The organism is Bradyrhizobium sp. URHC0002 (assembly GCF_054059515.1).
Genome location: NZ_JBSSCF010000001.1, coordinates 1856634 through 1873734, shown reverse-complemented (window position 1 = coordinate 1873734; position 17101 = coordinate 1856634). Strand labels below are relative to the sequence as shown.

General features: G+C 63.9%; 15 protein-coding genes. 5 read left to right on the top strand and 10 right to left on the bottom strand.

Annotated features, from left to right (window positions below):
* Positions 1–122: 122 nt before the first annotated feature.
* The 3 genes from ACVWVY_RS08840 to ACVWVY_RS08830 all read right to left on the bottom strand — a co-directional run bounded on the left by ACVWVY_RS08840 (position 123) and on the right by ACVWVY_RS08830 (position 2760).
* On the bottom strand, positions 123–1295 hold the full coding sequence (locus ACVWVY_RS08840; protein ID WP_456626015.1) for an ABC transporter substrate-binding protein: 1173 nt from the start codon (positions 1293–1295) through the stop codon (positions 123–125).
* Between the two features lie 248 nt (positions 1296–1543).
* Entirely contained in the window at positions 1544–2431 is an 888-nt protein-coding gene (locus ACVWVY_RS08835; RefSeq protein WP_456626014.1) for a sigma-70 family RNA polymerase sigma factor, read from the bottom strand.
* Between the two features lie 20 nt (positions 2432–2451).
* Positions 2452–2760, bottom strand: coding sequence for a hypothetical protein (locus ACVWVY_RS08830; RefSeq protein WP_456626013.1), 309 nt, complete (start codon positions 2758–2760; stop codon positions 2452–2454).
* Between the two features lie 210 nt (positions 2761–2970).
* Between ACVWVY_RS08830 and ACVWVY_RS08825 the strand changes: the two genes are divergently transcribed.
* Positions 2971–4245, top strand: a complete 1275-nt coding sequence (locus ACVWVY_RS08825; RefSeq protein ID WP_456626012.1) for an NAD(P)/FAD-dependent oxidoreductase — start codon at positions 2971–2973, stop codon at positions 4243–4245.
* 3 nt (positions 4246–4248) lie between these two features.
* Here the strand turns inward: ACVWVY_RS08825 and ACVWVY_RS08820 are convergent, their stop codons facing one another.
* The 3 genes from ACVWVY_RS08820 to ACVWVY_RS08810 all read right to left on the bottom strand — a co-directional run bounded on the left by ACVWVY_RS08820 (position 4249) and on the right by ACVWVY_RS08810 (position 8547).
* Positions 4249–5832: a tannase/feruloyl esterase family alpha/beta hydrolase gene (locus ACVWVY_RS08820; protein WP_456632150.1), complete on the bottom strand. Its 1584-nt coding sequence runs from the start codon at positions 5830–5832 to the stop codon at positions 4249–4251.
* Positions 5833–6018: 186 nt separating this feature from the next.
* Positions 6019–7230 carry an ABC transporter substrate-binding protein gene (locus tag ACVWVY_RS08815; protein WP_456626011.1) on the bottom strand — a complete coding sequence of 404 codons (1212 nt, stop codon included), beginning with the start codon at positions 7228–7230 and terminating at the stop codon, positions 6019–6021.
* A 105-nt stretch (positions 7231–7335) separates the two neighbouring features.
* Positions 7336–8547 (bottom strand): cytochrome P450, encoded by a 1212-nt coding sequence (locus tag ACVWVY_RS08810; RefSeq protein ID WP_456626010.1) that lies wholly within the window; start codon positions 8545–8547, stop codon positions 7336–7338.
* Between the two features lie 80 nt (positions 8548–8627).
* Here ACVWVY_RS08810 and ACVWVY_RS08805 point away from each other — a divergent pair, with 80 nt between their 5' ends.
* Positions 8628–9158, top strand: a complete 531-nt coding sequence (locus tag ACVWVY_RS08805; protein ID WP_456626009.1) for a MarR family winged helix-turn-helix transcriptional regulator — start codon at positions 8628–8630, stop codon at positions 9156–9158.
* A 255-nt stretch (positions 9159–9413) separates the two neighbouring features.
* Here ACVWVY_RS08805 and ACVWVY_RS08800 read toward each other — a convergent pair whose 3' ends face one another.
* Positions 9414–10625, bottom strand: coding sequence for an ABC transporter substrate-binding protein (locus tag ACVWVY_RS08800; RefSeq protein WP_456626008.1), 1212 nt, complete (start codon positions 10623–10625; stop codon positions 9414–9416).
* A 112-nt stretch (positions 10626–10737) separates the two neighbouring features.
* Here ACVWVY_RS08800 and ACVWVY_RS08795 point away from each other — a divergent pair, with 112 nt between their 5' ends.
* Complete coding sequence (locus ACVWVY_RS08795; RefSeq protein ID WP_456626007.1) at positions 10738–11253, top strand: MarR family winged helix-turn-helix transcriptional regulator; 516 nt, start codon at positions 10738–10740, stop codon at positions 11251–11253.
* A 10-nt stretch (positions 11254–11263) separates the two neighbouring features.
* Here ACVWVY_RS08795 and ACVWVY_RS08790 read toward each other — a convergent pair whose 3' ends face one another.
* Positions 11264–13126: a feruloyl-CoA synthase gene (locus ACVWVY_RS08790; protein ID WP_456626006.1), complete on the bottom strand. Its 1863-nt coding sequence runs from the start codon at positions 13124–13126 to the stop codon at positions 11264–11266.
* 257 nt (positions 13127–13383) lie between these two features.
* On the opposite strand from ACVWVY_RS08790, the gene ACVWVY_RS08785 reads away from it, so the two are divergent.
* Both ACVWVY_RS08785 and atzF read left to right on the top strand, forming a co-directional pair.
* Positions 13384–13812, top strand: coding sequence for a MarR family winged helix-turn-helix transcriptional regulator (locus tag ACVWVY_RS08785; protein WP_456626005.1), 429 nt, complete (start codon positions 13384–13386; stop codon positions 13810–13812).
* A gap of 208 nt (positions 13813–14020) precedes the next feature.
* Entirely contained in the window at positions 14021–15826 is a 1806-nt protein-coding gene (gene atzF, locus ACVWVY_RS08780; protein WP_456626004.1) for an allophanate hydrolase, read from the top strand.
* A gap of 126 nt (positions 15827–15952) precedes the next feature.
* Here the strand turns inward: atzF and ACVWVY_RS08775 are convergent, their stop codons facing one another.
* Both ACVWVY_RS08775 and hpxZ read right to left on the bottom strand, forming a co-directional pair.
* Positions 15953–16690 (bottom strand): GntR family transcriptional regulator, encoded by a 738-nt coding sequence (locus ACVWVY_RS08775; RefSeq protein WP_456626003.1) that lies wholly within the window; start codon positions 16688–16690, stop codon positions 15953–15955.
* Positions 16687–17100, bottom strand: a complete 414-nt coding sequence (hpxZ, locus tag ACVWVY_RS08770) for an oxalurate catabolism protein HpxZ (protein ID WP_456626002.1) — start codon at positions 17098–17100, stop codon at positions 16687–16689. Before hpxZ ends, ACVWVY_RS08775 begins: the two co-directional genes overlap by 4 nt.
* Position 17101 lies beyond the last annotated feature (1 nt).

The window sequence follows — 17101 nt, the reverse complement described above, 5'->3', positions numbered from 1 at the left end:
TGCCAAACCGCTTACACATCCACGCCTCCGAAGCAGGGCCATCGGGTCTCTAAAATTACTTTAAACATAAAGTAATTTTTCGACAAGCCCCCTGGCCGATCATGCACCGGCCATGCCAACCATCACTTCATCGGGCATTTGTCGGCGAAGCGGTCCTGGTCGTCCTTGACGATGGTCGCCACCGTCTTGAGCGCGAGCTGACCGTCGGCGTCCTTGACCACATCCTGCAGGTAGAAATTCTGGATCGGGATGTGGTTGTTGCCGTATTTGAACGGACCGCGCACGGACTTGAAGTTGGCCTTCTGCATCTCGGCCTTCATCTCGTCCTTCTTCGAGGTATCGCCCTTCACCGCGATAACCGCGCTGTTGATCAGGTTCGCGGCGTCATAGGACTGCGCGCCGTAGAAGGTCGGGCGCAGGCCGGTGAATTTCTTGCGATAATCCTCGACGAATTTCTTGTTCTCGGCATTCGGCAAATCGTTGACCCATTGCTGCGCGCCGGGAACGCCGAGTGCATTTTCCTTCTGCAGCGGCAGCGACAATTCGTCGATCGTGAACGCCGTATAGAGCGGGATCTGCGCCTTGATGCCGGCCTGCGCGTACTGATTGAGGAACTGCACGCCGGCAGCGCCCGGATAGAACACGAAGATCGACTCGGCCTTGGAGTTCTTGGCCTTGGTGAGTTCGGCAGAGAAGTCGAGCTGGCTCGGCCACACCGTATATTCCTCGCCCACGACCTGGCCCTTGAACGTGCTCTTGACGCCGGCCAGCATGTCCTTGCCCGCCGCATAGTTCGGGCCGATCAGGAACACCGACTTGACGCCCTTCTGGTTCATGTAGGTGCCGACCGCCTGCGGGGTCTGGTCATTCTGCCAGGAGGTCGAGAACACGTAAGGCGAACAGAGTTCGCCCGCGAGCTGCGAGGGACCGGCGTTGGCCGAGATCAGGAAGGTTTTGGAATCGACCGCGGTCTTGAGCGAGGCCAACAGTACGTTCGACCAGATATAGCCGGCGATGAAATCGACCTTGTCGGACTGGATCAGTTTTTCGGTCTTCTGCTTGCCGACGTCGGGCTTCTGGCCGTCATCCTCATAGATCACCTCGACCGGCTTGCCGCCCATCTTGCGACCTAGATGGTCCAGCGCCAGCTCGAACGAGTTGCGCATGTCGTTGCCGATCACAGCGGTCGGGCCGCTGAAGGTCGAGACAAAGCCGATCTTGATGGTGTCGCCTGCAAGCGCCGTCTGCGTCAGCGCAAAAACGGTTGCACCCGCCAGCCAGAATGCCTTTTTCATAAATCACTCCCCTCCTCGTTATCGAACCAGACCCGGTCAACCGGGCGACCACGCGGTCCCGCGCGCCTCATTATCAGGTGAGGTATTTTGTGCGCGAAATCGCCGGTCTGCGGCAAGCATGAACCGCTGGGCCCGCTTTGGACCTTCGGCTCATACCCCAGCGGGCTGCACCATAATTCGCAGACGCTGCCGATGGCAAGAACTATAGTGCCGGTTGCCCGGGCAACAATTGTCGCACCGGGGGCGGTTCAGATCGAGTATTCCGCGCCGTCGATCGCGTACGCCGCATGGCGGAAATCCCGGATGGTCACGACCTTGCCGGCGGCCCAGCCCAGCAACATGAAATATTTCGGCCCATGCTCGGGTTCGTTCGGATCGAACACCAGGATGGCGGGACGTCCCTCCACCAGGCCCGGGACCAGACACCAGTCGCTCACCTTGGAATAATTGCCGAAATAGCGGGATACCTCGGCCTTGCCGCGCATGTGGGTCCTGCCGACGAGGTCGAGTTGCACGTCGTCTGCGATCATGGCGCGGATCGCGTCGAAATCGCGCGCGTTAAAATGGTCGACATAGGCGCCAAGCCGCGCGCGATCGGCGTCCGATAATCGCTGTTGCGGCGTGTCCTCCGGCTCGTCGGCGATCTCCCGCAACTGCGTACGGCCACGATGCAGCGCGGCCTTGGCCGCGGGCAGGCTGCACGCCATGATTTCGCAGATCTCCTCGAGCGAGCAGCCGATCACGTCCATCAGGATCACGCTTGAGCGCTGCGTCACCGGCAGGCGCATGAAGGTGCGCAAGGAGGTGGCGGCGATCTGGCGGCTCTCCACGGCATCGAACTGGTCAACCATCATGTCCACCTCCGCTACCGATCGCAGCGCCTCCTGACGGTTGCGCCGGCGCAGGAAATCCAGCGCGGTGTTATGCGCGATCCGGAACAGCCAGCCTTCGGGATTGCCGATTGCGCCGGTGCTGGCCTGCGCCTCCACCGCCTTGATCAACGCGTCCTGCAGCACGTCCTCGCCGTCGATGACCGAACCGACCATGCGCGCGCAATAGCGATGCAGCCTTGGCCGCATCGCGACCAGCAGGCGCGCGATGGCTGACGCGGCGGACGTCTCGGGCACCACGCTCATTTGGCCTCCGGCAAGCGGGTTCAGTTCTCTTCCAGCATGCGATAGTTGCCGACGATGGCCGCGCCCTTAGGTACCGGCGGTTCGGCGCAACGCTCCCGAATGCCGCTCTGGAACGCGGCGAACGCCGGCAGCTTCGGCAACGGGCTGGAGCCGTCATCGGCCGCGGTCTCGACGACATGGATGAAGGTGTCGTCCTCCAGCCGCAGCGACATGTAGCGCAGGCCTTCCGGCTGCGCCGCCTTCAGCTCCGCAAACACCGCCGCGACCAGTTCGGCATTCCTGTCGGCCATATCAGGCTTTGTCCTGTACCTTATCACGGTCCGTCGCATGGGCTTCTCCTCGTTGGCGGCTGCGAAGGCAGCGCGCTTCGATTCCAAGGACGTTTGGAACCAGCCAAAGGATGCGGGCTCGGAAAGATATTTTCGGGCCTTCCGCGATACGCATTCGCTATCGATCGATTGGCAAAGGCGCCTTGGATCGGAGGAAGAAATAGCTACATAATCCAATGTGTTGAAAGATCTGAAACCGGGGCCGCAGCCATGACGACAGCACCGAAACAGCCCCATCACGTCGTGATCGTCGGCGCCGGTTTTGGCGGGCTGGAGACCGCCTTCGGCCTCGCCGGCGCGCCGGTCAGGATCACGCTGATCGACCGCCGCAACCATCATCTGTTCCAGCCGCTGCTCTACCAGGTCGCGACCGCTTCGCTGGCGACGTCGGAAATCGCCTGGCCGATCCGCTATTTGCTGCGCGGACGCAAGGAGGTGACGACGCTGTTCGCAAATGTCAGCGGCGTCGATGCCGCGGGCAAGCGCGTGCTGCTCGATGACGGCGACGCGCTGCCCTACGACACGCTGGTGCTCGCCACCGGCGCGCGCCACGCCTATTTCGGCCACGACGAATGGGAGCCGTTCGCGCCGGGCCTGAAGACGCTGGAGGATGCCACCACGCTCAGACGCCGCATCCTCGTCGCCTTCGAGCGCGCCGAACGCGAGACCGATCCGGTGCGGCGTGCGGCGCTGTTGACCTTCGTCATCATCGGCGCCGGGCCGACCGGCGTCGAAATGGCCGGTACCATCGCCGACCTCGCCAAGGACACGCTGCCGCCGGATTTTCGCAACATCGACACCCACAAGACCCGCGTCGTGCTGATCGAGGCCGGCCCGCGCGTTCTCCCCAGCTTTCCCGAAGACCTCTCCGCCTATGCGCAGCGCTCGCTGGAGGAGATCGGCGTCGAGGTGGTGCTCGGGCAACCCGTCACCGAATGCGCCATCGATGGCGTCGTCTACGGCGGCAACAAGCTCGAGGCCCGAACCATCGTCTGGGCCGCCGGCGTGCGCGCCTCGCGCGCGGCGGAATGGCTGAACGCACCCGCCGATCGCGCCTACCGTTTGAAGGTCGAGCCCGATCTCACCGTGCCAGGCCATCCCGACATCTTTGCCGTCGGCGACACCGTGACGATCGCCGGTCCCGACGGCAATCCCGTGCCCGGCATCGCGCCGGCCGCCAAGCAGCAGGGACGCTACGTGGCGGCGCTGATCAAGGCGCGCCTCGGCGGCAGCACGCTGCCGCCGTTCCGCTACAAGCACGCCGGCAGCCTCGCGCAGATCGGCAAGAAAAAAGCGGTGATCGATTTCGGCTGGATGAAGATGCGCGGCAATCTCGCCTGGTGGATCTGGGGCCTCGCCCACATCTACTTCCTGATCGGCCTGCGCAACCGGCTCAGCGTCGCGCTGAGCTGGCTGTGGATTCATGCCCGCGATCAGCGCGCGGCGCGGTTGATCACGCAGGGATCGAGCAAGGTCACGGGATAGGTTTTATCGCGGCGCGCAGGCAAAACTGGCCGCGCGATCGATCGGCCCCGATTTGTAATGCGGCCATGCCGGCCACTGGCAAAGCGGCAGTGCGCGCGTCGCCTCAAACGCCGGCGCTTCGACCCTCTGCTCGGTCACCTCGAGATCGCCGGGCGCCTTGCCATTCTCCACCCAGTCGACCAGCACGCCGAGCATGTCGACATTGGCGGGCGCGCCGGAGCCGACATGATCGACGCCGGGCGCCGTGTAGAGGCGGGCGAACTCGGCCGTCTTCTCCTTGCCCAGCTTGCGCTGCACGTTTTCGAAATAGCGGATACCCGCATAGGGGCTCTGGGCGTAGTCGGCCATGTTCTCGAGAATCACGAGCTTGCCGCCGCGCGCGCTGAAACGGCTGAGGTCCGGATTGGTCGAATCCATCAATCGCGACACCTGAAGCAGGCGCTCCTTGTGATCGTCCGGCTTGTAGGTCGTGACATCGAGCTTCGGGTCGCGCGCGAAGACGTACTGTATGCCGCCCGCGCCATAGATCCAGGCGATGCCGTTGGCCGGTACCGGCGGCTGCGCCGGCGCCGCCTTGCCGAGCCACCAGGCGCCCCAGCCGCCGGTCGGACCGAAGGCAGGCGTGTTTTCGCCCGAGACGCCCCAGCCCGGATAATCATCGAGGCCGTTCTCCAGCGCAAAAGAGAACTTGTAGGTCGAATGAAGCGTCTTGATCGCCGCGATCTGCGGCTCGGTCAGGCACGCGTCGCCGCTTTTGCCCTCCGAGCAGCGCAATGATTCCGGCTGGAATTTCGCCTTGCAGCCGACCGGATCCATGATGAGCAAATCCTCAGCGCCGTCAGCCTTGTCACAGGCCTGCAGCACCGCAGTGGCGACGAGTTCGACCTGCGCAGGGCGGATCCAGCCCTCGCCCATCGTCGCTAACCCCGACCGCGTCCCTGCATGCTGCAAGCCAACCCAGTTGATGACGGGCACGCGGGCAAAGATGCCGTCAAAGTCGTCGGGATAGCGCTGCGCCATCGTCAGCGCCTCGCGGCCGCCTTCCGACGATCCCATGAAGTACAGTTTTGTTGGCGGGTTGCCGTAGGCGCGCACCATCAGGGCAACTGCAGCGTCGCGCACGCGCTTGTAGGACCGATGCGCAAAATTCTCGAACGCCTCGTCGTTGAGCGCAAACACCTGCGGCGGCTCGCCCGGCTTGGTCTCATGTCCGGAATCCGTGCCATAGGTGACAAAGCCGCGCGCCAGCGGCGAAGCTGCGCCGAACGGATAGGCCGGCGGCAAGGCAAGGCCGGTGATCAGCACGCCGTTGAAACCGCCGCCGCCATATTGCAGCGAGCGGCCGTTCCACTCGACCGGGAGATTGACCTGGAATTTGATCGGTGGCGCATTGGGATCGGAAGACGCGATCTGGCCAAGCACCCTGCAGAACTCCGGATTGGCCGGCGTGACGCGCGCTGCCGGCGTCGGTCCTCTTTCGGCGACCGCAAGTGGTGTGGGTGCGATGATGGAGGCGGAATCAACCCGGACGGCGTTATCGGTCGGTCGAATAAGGTCGCTGCAGGTCGTGGCCGGATCGCCGGCCATCTTCGCCGCCATTGCATCCGCAGCAAAGAGCGAGGTCGCAGCAAGCAGCGAGGCCAACTGAGTCCACGCGCGCAAATCGAACTTGAGGTGTTGCATCGTTTCCCCGCTATTGTCTTGCAACCGCGTTTTGGCCGGCCGTCAGGCCTACAATGGTTCACGCCACGCGGGCGTCAACCCAAATAAGCGTCACTTGACCAGCGAGCACCCGCCATCCGCGAGCGGGCGGAATGCCTGGTCGGCCGGGATAGTCGAGACCAGCTTGTAGTAGTCGTAGGGATATTTGGATTCCTCCGGTTTCTTCACCTCGAACAGATACATCGGGTGAATGACGCGGCCGTCCTGGCGGATGGTGACGTCGCCGAACAGCTTGTCCTTACCCTTGAACTTCTTCATCTGCGGCACCGCGTCCTTGGCATGGTCGCTGCCGGTCGCCGCGACCGCGTTGAGATAGGCCAGTGTGGAGGCGTAGACGCCGGCCTGGTTGCCGCTCGGCATCTTGCCGTTCACGCCCGGCCGCGCCGCGAAGCGCTTTGCAAACGCGCGGGTGTCGTCGTCCATGTCCCAATAGAAAGCCTCGAACAGTTGCAGGCCCTGGCCGACCTTCAAGCCCATGCCGTGGACGTCGTTGATGAACAGCAGGAACGCCACCATCGTCTGGCCGCTTTGCTGAAGACCGAACTCGGCGGCCTGCTTCACGGCGTTGACGGTGTCGCCGCCAGCATTGGCAAGCCCGATCACCTTGGCCTTGGAATTCTGCGCCTGCAGCAACAGCGAAGCGAAATCCGCCGTGTTGAGCGGATGCTTGGCCGAGCCCAGCACCTTGCCGCCGTGCTTCTCGATGTAGTTGGTGGCCTCGGCCTCGATGCCCTGACCGAGCGCGAAATTGACCGTGATAAAATACCATTCCTTGCCGCCGCGCGCCATCATCGCCGCCGCCGTGGAATTGCCGGTCGCCCAGGCGTCGTTGACCCACTGAATGGTATTCGGCGAGCAAGCCTTGCCGGTGAGGTCGGAGCTCGCGGTCGAGGACGCGAGGAATGTCATGCGGCTGTCGCGCAGCAGCGAATTGATGGTGAGGCCCACCGCCGAATTCGGCACGTCGACCACGGCATCGACGCCGTCGACGTCGAGCCATTTGCGCACGATCGCAGAACCGACGTCGGCCTTGTTCTGGTGATCGGCGTAGACGATCTCGACCTTGATGCCCTTGCCACCGCCGTTGAAATCTTCCGCCGCCATCCGCGCGGCCTCCACCGAACCCATGCCGTTGGTGTCCTGGAAGATGCCGGAGATATCGTTGAGCACGCCGACGCGAACGACGCTGTCGGAAATCTCTGCATGCGCTGCGTTCGTCACGAACGACAAGGCCAGCGCCAGCCCCAATCCTAAACCCCGCATTGTTTTCTCCTCCGATGTTGATTGAGCGTTCCCGGACTTTCGCCGGGTTTGCGATTGGCGCCATGCGCCGCTAGAGCTGCCGATCAGATGCCGGGATGGTATCCGTCAGGCCGGGGAAATGGTGATCGGGAGACTGTCCAGACCACGCAGCGTGTTGTTGTAGCGGCGCTTCACGGGGCCTGTGATCTCGATGCTGCCGACCCGGCGGGCGATCGCCGCCATCATCACTTCGCCTTCGAGGCGCGCGACAAGCTGGCCGACGCACATGTGAATGCCCGAGCCGTAGCCGACATGGCCCGATGTGCGGCGGGTGATGTCGTAACGATCGGCCTGTTCCCAGCGGCGCGGATCACGATTGGCGGCCCCAAGGAACATCAGAACCTTTTCGCCCTCGCCGATCACGTGCCCGCCAAGCTCGACTTCGCGCGTCGTGGTACGGAAGAAGGTCTGCACCGGGCTTTCGAAGCGGACCGCTTCCTCGAAAGCATTGCGTGCCAGCGTGGGATCGCTGCGCAGCTTTGCCAGTTGTTCCGGAAAACGCGCGAGGCAATAGACGGCGGCGCCGATGCCGTAGACGGTGGTATCGAGCCCGGCTGACAGCAGCGAACGCACCAGAAGCGGGGCTTCCTCATGAGTGATTTCCCCGGCATCGGCGCGGGCATGGATGCAGGCGCCCAAGCCGCCGGGGGCGAGATTCTCGCGTTGGCATTGTTCGGCGACATAGGCCTGATGCGGCGCTGAGCGCTCGATCGCCTCCTGGCGCAACTGGTTCGGCGGCCCGAACGCGTTGAACACCAGGCTGGCATAGGGCAGCAGATGCTCGCGCCCTTCCTGCTTCAGTCCGAGCGCATCGGGGAACACCGACAAGGGATAAGCTTCCGCAAGATCGGTGATGGCATCGAAGCTGCCGCGCGAGAGCAGCTCATCGACCTTGGCTTCTGCCAATGCGGCGAAATGAGCGCGTAACGGCTTCATGGCGGTGGCCGACAGCACCTGATTCAGCACCGCGCGTGTTCGGGAGTGGGCCGGAGGGTCCGCCTCCAGGATGATGCTTTGCGGGCGCCACGCCTTCTCCTTGGCGAAATCGCTTAAACCCACGCCACGGCCCGAGCAGAACGTCAGGGGATCGTGAAGGACGCCATGCACCTCGGCATAGCGCGCCACGCCATAGATGCCCCACTTGGCGAGCCACACTACTGGCCCGGCCTCGCGCAGGACCTGGTGAACCGTATGCATATCGTCGAAGAACTCGATCGAGAACGGGTCGACGTCGAGGCTCGGGACGCCGGTCGGCGCTGCTTGATCGGTCGCGCTCATGGGGTTCTCCTGCATATTGTTCTTGCGGAACGGTATGCGCTGTCTCTATGTCTGGAACGCTGGAGCGATTTCGGAAGAGCATGAGCAGGAACAGACAGGCGCGCGCCCCCCGCACCGGCGCCGCAGGCAGGAGCGGACGGGCCGAACAGGTGCTCGACCTCGACCGTTACGTTCCGGCGCTCATCACCTTCATCGCCAACAAATTGTCGCGCAGCGCGACCGTGGTCTATCAGAAGCGCTTTGGCGTCAACGTCACGGAATGGCGGATCCTGTCGCTGCTCGCGATCGAACCGGAAATTTCGGCGGCCCGCATCTGCCATGTGATCGGTTTCGACAAAGGGCCGGTCAGCCGGACCTTGGCCGGCATGGAGGAGCGCGGGCTGGTCAGCATAAGGGCCGACCGGCAGGACGGCCGCACCCATTCGATCGCGCTGACCGCGAAGGGATACACCACCCACGACCAGGTCATCGCGGTCGCGCTCGAACGCGAACGCCGCCTGCTGTCCTGCCTGAACAAGCCGGAACGCGAGACCTTGATCGGACTGCTGCTGCGGGTGCACGGCAATCTCGACGCCGTGAAAGGCGCGGGCGAAGTCGACGACCGGGCCTGAACGGAACGCGGTAGCCGCAACGCCGGGACGCGCTGCCGCAGAGCCAACGCGCACGCACCGAAGCCTTACGTCGTGACGATCCGGTTGTCCGGACATCCGCTTCTCCCCTGCACGGCCTGGCAATTTCTGTGCTCTTCGAGCGGCCGCTTGTCGAAAACAGGCTCGCACAAATTAGTTGCCTTGGCAACATACACGACAAGCCTCGAAGATCGATTTTCGACGGCGGCCGGTTCCCACCGACCGCCCTCAATCAGATCATTTCTTGACCAGCGGGCAGTTGCCTTCGCTCTCGGGACGAAACGCCTGATCGCCGGGAATGGTTGCGACGACCTTCAGCAGATCCCATTTCGACGTGGATTCGTCGGGCTTCTTGACCTCGAGCAGATAGAACGGGTGAATCTTGCGCCCGTCGCTGCGGATGGTTCCCTTGCCGAACAGCGGATCGTCGGTCGGCATCGCCTTCATCGCTGCGACCACGGCCTTGCCGTCGACGGCGCCGCCGGTCTTGTCGACGGCCTTCAGGTAATGCAGCACGGATGCGTAGACGCCGGCCTGCATGTCGTTCGGATAGTTCTTCTGCGGATGGCGTTCGGCGAACCGTTTTGCGAAAGCGCGCGTGCCGTCGTTCAGATCCCAGTAGAACGGATTCATGATCTGCGCGCCCTGCGCCGCCTTCAGGCCGAGCGCTGGAATGCCGTTCATGCCGAGGATCAGCCCGACCAGCTTCTGCTTCTGCGTCAGCCCGAACTCGGCCGCCTGCTTGATCGAAGTGATGGTGTCATCGCCGGCATTCGCGACGCCGACGATATCGGCACCCGAGGCCTGCGCCTGCAGCAGGAAGGAGGCGTAGTCGGCGGTCCCGAGCGGATGGCGCACGGCGCCGAGCACTTCGCCGCCCGCCGCCTTGACGCCTTCCATGGCCTGCTTCTCCAGATCGTGGCCGAAGGCGTAATCGGCGGTCAGGAAGAACCATTTCTTGCCGCCTTGGGCGACCACGGCTTTGCCGAGGCCGCGGCCATAGGCGTAGGTATCGTAGGTCCAGTGCACGGTATTCGGCGTGCATTTTTCGCCGGTGAGCAACGCGGTTCCGGCGCCGGAGCCGATGAAGACCTTGTTCTTCTGCTCGCTCATATTGGCGACCGCGAGCGCAATCGCCGAGTTCGGCAGGTCGAAGATGGCGTCGATGCTTTCGGTGTCATACCAGCGCCGCGCGATGCCGACGCCGACGTCAGTCTTGTTCTGGTGATCGGCGGTGATGACGTCGACGGCCTTGCCGGCAGCCTTGCCGCCATAATCCTCCACCGCCATTTGCGCAGCGATGACCGAACCAATGCCCTGGTAGGTCGAAAACACGCCCGACTGATCGTTGAGCACGCCGATCCGGACGCGGTCCTGACCTTGCGCTGCGCCAACGAACATGCCGCCGAGCGTGGCAACGAGCATTCCCGTGCGAAAAAACTGTCGCATGCATTCCCTCCTGTAAAAGAAAAGGCGGCCTTCGCGGTCACTTCGAAATTACTTATAACTTATAAGCATTTTGAGGATTGTCAATTCACGTAATGCCGTGCGAGCTATTGCCATGGGAAGAATCGCCAAAGTTTCGACGCGCAAGGCCAACGGGGGAGCCAGACCGGCCGAGCCGGACGCGGGCCGGGAACTCGACCTCACGGCCCTGCGGCAGACCCCGGGATTCATGATCCGGATCCTGCAGCTGCAGAATTTCGAGGCGTTTTATCCGTACTTCGTATCGCTAAAACTCTCGCCGCTCGAATACGCCATCCTCGTCGCGGTGCGCGACAACAAGACGGTGACGCAGAGCGAACTTGCCGGCATCCTGAAGATGCAACTGCCCAATTTGGTGAAGATCCTGTCGCGGATGGAGGAGACCGGCGTTTTGAAACGTAAGCGGTCCACGCGGGACAAGCGGGCGGTTGAGCTCAGCCTCAGTCCGGCGGGCGAGAGGCGCGCCGACGAGGCCAGCCGGCTCGGTGAACGCTTCAATGCGCATACGCTTTCCGCGCTCAGCAAGTCCGAGCAAACAGCCTTTCTCCAGATGCTGGTGCGGCTGGTCGAAGCGCACAAGAACGGACTTTGAGGCGAACCTCTCAGCCGGGGCAGCCGATCCATTCGGCCGACGAATCGTCATCCAGCGTTGCCACCGCGACCGCGCGGCGCGTCAGCACCGCGCGCTGGTTGATGTAGCCCTTGTCGGTAATCTCGCCGCCGTCGACGGATGCGATCTCGGCCAAAAGCAGTGCTCGCGTGGCGTGGCCGGACGAATTGCCGCTCTGCGCCTTGAGCTTGGCAAGGCCCTGTGCGATCGCGGCGCGAACCTTTTCGTGGTCGATCACGTCTTTCACATCGGCATTGTCTGATAGGCTGGCATGCGCCCGGCAGGCCGCGATGTTCGGGAACACGAGAAAGCGAACTTCGTCGCCGCCGTGGCCGGTCACCACGATATCCTGCGCCAGCGGCGCTAGCGCGGCGATGCCCGCAACGCGCAGGGTGCCGACGCTGACCCAGGTGCCGGAATTGAGCTTGAAATCTTCCGCGACGCGGCCGTCGAAAAACAACCCGAGCTCGGGGCGCGCGGGATCGGCAAAGGTCACGGCGTCGCCGATCAAATAGAAGCCTTCGCTATCGAACGCCTGCGCGGTCAATTCCGGCGCCTTCCAGTAGCCGGGCGTGACGTTCGGGCCGCGCACGCGCACCTCCAGCTTGTCGCCTGAGGGCACCAGCTTCAGTTCGGTCCCCGGGATCGGCACGCCGATATTGCCGGAGCGTTGGGCCTGGAAATGGCAATCCGTCGCCAAGGGCGAGGTTTCGGTCGAGCCCCAGGCCGACACCATCGGCATCGCGCGGCCGACGGTCTTGATCGAGAGTTCTTCCAGCGCGTCCCAGAGATTCTGCGGCAACGCGGCGCCCGCGTAGAAGGCGAATTTTACCTCGCCGAAGAATTTCCTGCGCAACTCTTCATCGCTTCGCAGCGCCGCGATCAGCATGTCAAAACCGCGCGGCACATTGAAATAGACCGTGGGCATCACGCTGCGCAGATTGGCCAGCGAGGTCGCAAACAGTCCGGGCGCCGGCTTGCCGCCATCGACATAGAGCGTGCCGCCATTGCGCAGCACCAGATTGAAATTGTGGTTGGCGCCGAACGTGTGACTCCACGGCAGCCAGTCGAGGATGACGAGCTTCTCGCCGATATCCCTTAGGAACGTCCAGGTTTGCGCCTTGGCCTCTTGGCTCGAGGTCAGCATGCGCTGGGTGTTGATCACGGCCTTTGGCGTGCCGGTCGAGCCTGACGTGAACAGGAATTTTGCGATCGTGTCGGGCGTGATCGCGGCAAATGCCTTTTCGACATCGGGCGTTTCCGGCGTGGCCGCGATGCTGCGGAACGAGATCGCATCGGTGTCGCCGGCGCCACTGCTGACGATCGCAGCCGAATGCAGCGCCTTGATCGCCGCCAGCGCTGCGGCAAACGGCTTGGTCGAGGAAACATAGATCGCACCGGGCCCGAGCAGCGTGACCATGCTCTTGAGCTTGTCAAAATCTTTGGACATCAGCGAATAGGCCGACGAGATCGCAGCCGCGGGCACGCCGACGTGCTGCGCCGCGAGCGCGAACAGCGCGTGCTCGACGCTGTTGTCGGACAGGATCACCAGCGGACGCTCGGCGCTCAGCCCTTGTGCGAGGATCCACGCCGCCGCCGCGCGCACCTGCGTCAAGGCGTCCTTGTAGGTGACCGTCGTCCACGGTGCATCGGCACTGGCGCGATCGGCGAGAAAGATCCGGTCGGGCGCTTGCCGCGCCCAATGCTCCAGCCAGTCACCGATGCAACGCACACCCGGCTGCAGCGGCACGGTCGACTTCACTAAAATGCTGCCATCGGCGCGGCGATCGGCGACAATCGCTGGAGTCGCGAACAGGCTGTGGGAATTGTCACCGCTTGCGGCGGCGAGGGTCATGGCTTCCTCCTGTCCCGGCTTTTTCAGGATCGCCGCGCACCGTGCCGGCTTGCAGCCTCGGGCGGGCGCTTGCCCCTAATGTTGAGCACAACAATTGTTGTCGTCAACAACAATCTTCCCTTGAAGTCCGCGAAGCGCTAGAAGGAGCGGCGATGGCGGGAAACAGTCAGGTGCCCAGAACGGCCAAATCACGAGAGGGATTGCCGCCGCGTTCCGGCCGGCCGCGAAGCGGAAACGGCGGCGCGCAAAGCGGCGTCATGGACGACGAGATCGTCCTCGATGCGCTGGCCGGCCACGCCGGCTATGCGGTGCGGCGCTTCCAGATCTGGATTTTTCAGGATTTTATTCGCACCCTCGGCACCGTCGATATCCGCCCGACGCAGTATTCCGTCCTGACCGTCATCGGCGCCAATCCCGGCCTGAGCCAGATGGCGGTCGCCAAGCGGCTCGGGATCGAGCGCGCCAGGCTGGTGCATCTCCTGGACAGTCTCGAACATCGCGACCTCGTCAGCCGTATCAAGTCCGCCACCGACCGGCGCTCCCACGCCTTGCACCTGACCCCGCGCGGCAGGACCGCGCTGGCGCAGTTCAGGCGGCTCGCCGCCGAACATGAGCGCCATGTGGCCGATAAAATCGGCAAGAAAAACCGGGAGCGCCTTCTGCAAATCCTTTCCGCGTTCACCTGATCGCGGTCGTCGCCTTGCCATGGGTCTTTTCGCCTAAACTTTAGGCAATCGCTCGGCTACCCCAGCCTGCAAAGCGAGCGCGATTAGATCCTATACTACTGAAATTACGTGCCTATCTCCCGAGATCGGCTCTACCCAACCATTGTACACAATGGCACATCGCTTGCTTCATTCCCGGTAACCTTTGCTCGCTGGAGTTTTGCTCGCCATGGGGTCTGACGCGCCTGAAACCGTTGCCGCCATCGTCGCCGCGCACCGCGCCGCGACCATGACCCCGGCGCAAACCATCGCGCGCAGCTATCAGCGCATCCGCGCCTATAACGACCGCGCCGTGTTCATCAGTCTGCGCGACGAGAAGGAGGCGCTGGCGGACGCCGAAGCGCTGGCCGCGAAGGACGCCGCGGCGCTTCCCCTGTATGGCGTCCCTGTTGCCATAAAGGATAATATCGACGCGCAGGGCCTGCCGACCACGGCGGCCTGCCCGGCTTTCTCCTATTCGCCCGCGCAGGATTCGACGGCGGTGGCAAAGCTGCGCGCGGCCGGCGCCATCATCATCGGCAAGACCAATCTCGACCAGTTCGCGACCGGGCTCGTTGGCGTCCGCTCGCCCTACGGCATCCCCGTCAATCCGATCCGCGCCGATTTGATTCCAGGCGGATCGAGTTCGGGGTCGGCGGTCGCGGTTTCCGCCGGCCTCGTTCCGCTGGCACTTGGCACCGACACGGCAGGTTCGGGCCGGGTGCCCGCGATGCTCAACAACATCGTCGGATTGAAGCCGAGCCTCGGGCTGATCTCCAACGCCGGTCTGGTGCCGGCATGCCGGACGCTGGACTGTATTTCGGTGTTCGCACTCACCGTCGACGACGCAATGGCCGCGCTGGCGGCGATGGCAGGACCCGACGGCGCCGATCCGTTTTCGCGCGACCGGCCGCTCGGAGCAGTGTCCGCGTTTCCCGAAAAACTCCGTCTCGGCGTGCCGCGCAACGGCCAATTGATCTTCTTCGGCGATCGCGCCGCGGAGAAAGCCCATGGCGAGGCGCTTGAGCGCTGGACATCGCTCGGCGCCACGCTGGTCGAATTCGATCTGGAGCCGTTTTATGAGACCGCGCGGCTGCTCTATGAAGGCCCGTGGGTCGCCGAACGCTACCTGGTCATCCGCGACCTTCTCGCCTCGTCGCCGGATTCGATCCATCCGGTGACGCGCGAGATCACGGCCGCCGGCGCGCGGCTGACCGCAGCCGACACCTTTGCCTCGCTCTATCGGCTGCAGGCGCTGCGACGTGTCGCCGAGCGAGCGTTCGCCCATTTCGACGCGATGGTGCTGCCGACGGCGCCGACCGCCTATTCGACCGCGCAGGTGCTGGCCAATCCGGTCGAGCTCAACTCCAGGCTCGGCACCTATACCAATTTTGTGAACCTGCTCGACCTCTGCGGCCTGGCGCTGCCGGCCGCGATGCGTGCCGACGGCATTCCGTTCGGCATCACGCTGCTGGCGCCCGCGGGACACGACGCGGCGCTCGCCAGCATCGGCCGCGTCTTTCACGCCGATACCAAACTCAAGATGGGAGCCAAGTGCCTGACGCAGCCGCCGCTCGCTCCGTTATCGGCAGCGGCCGGCGGTGACGAAATCACCATCGCCGTGGTCGGCGCGCATCTCTCCGGCATGGCGCTCAACGGCGAGCTGCAGGCGCTCGGCGGACGCCTGCTCGAGGCCACCGCGACCGCGCCGGACTACAAACTCTATGCACTCGACACCACGCCGCCGAAGCCCGGCATGCTGCGCGTGGAGGCAGGCGCGGGACATTCGATCAAGCTGGAGCTATGGGCGTTGTCAGCGGCAGCGTTCGGCAAATTCGTCGCCGCGATCCCGCCGCCGCTCGGGATCGGGACGGTACGGCTAACCGACGGCCGGGGCGTAAAGGGTTTCGTGGTGGAGCCCGTGGCGATCGAAGGCGCGCGCGACATCTCATCGTTCGGCGGCTGGCGCGCGTTCATGGCGAAGAAGGCGGTGTGAGTCCTCATTTCGTAGGGTGGGCAAAGCGCAGCGTGCCCACCATCGCTTGCGATGTTCGAGGAAGCATGGTGGGCACGGCGCTTCGCGCCTTTGCCCACCCTACGGTCTTGCGCAAGCGGCGAAGGTCTACACCGACACCGCGTAGAGCTCGTATTCCCCGCGCACCAGTTCGATGTGCGCGCGCATCGCGGCCGCCGCGCCCGCCTTGTCGCCGCGCATGATCGCGACCACGACGCGGTCGTGTTCGGCGTGCGATTTCGCCAGCCGTCCCAGATTGCGGAACTGCGCGCGGCGGAACGGCTGCACGCGCACCCGCGTTGCCAGCGTCATCTCGGCGATGTAGCCGTTCTGCGAGCCGGCATAGATCGCGTTGTGAAAGCGTTCGTTGACTTCATGAAAGCGCTCGGGATTGCCGGCGTGGCTCAGCACGCGCAATTCCTCGTGGATCGCCTCCAGCTTCTGGCGATCCCCCGGCGGCATCCGCTCGGCGGCGAGGCCTGCGCACAGCGCTTCCAGTTCCGCCATCGCCTCGAACATTTCAGTTAAACGATCCAGCGAGGGCTGCGCGACGACGGCGCCGCGGTGGGCGCGGGCTTCGACCAGGCCGCTCGCCACCAGTTGCCGCAGCGCCTCACGAACCGGCGTGCGCGACACGGAAAAGCGCCGCGCGATGTCGGTCTCGTCGAGCGCCGAACCCGGCGGCAGCACGCCGCGCACGATCTCGTCGGCCAACTGCAGCCGCAGCTCTTCCGCGCGCGTGACCTTGTCGCGCAGCGGCGATGGGCGGTCGACACGGCGAACCATTGTCTCTGGCTCCGAGCCCGCGGCCTGTGGCAGTCGGGTCGGCAGATCCTCCAGGCTCATGTCGTTTGACCCATCTCTTTAGGGGATCCGGGTTCATTGATGATGCTGACATGGGCAGCAACCACCTTCCAGCCGTCAGGAAATCGCACCCAGGTCTGCATCTGGCGTCCGACCTTGCCCGGCAAACTATCACGATAGAACAGCGTCGAGGCGACGGCAGCATCCCGGCCATACGTCGTGATCACGGTCTTGTCGGTCCGGCGGCCCAACCCGATCGGCGAGCGCGCGGCGCGAAACCCCATGATCGCCTCATAGCCGTAGAGGTTTTCACCGACGCCGTAGCGCAGCGTGCGGGAGTCGTTACGGAACAATTCATCGAGCACGGCGACGTCGTTGGACACCAGCGCTTTTTCGTAGCGCGCGAATTGCGCGGTGACTTCGGCGAGCACGTCCGGAAGATCGATTTCCATC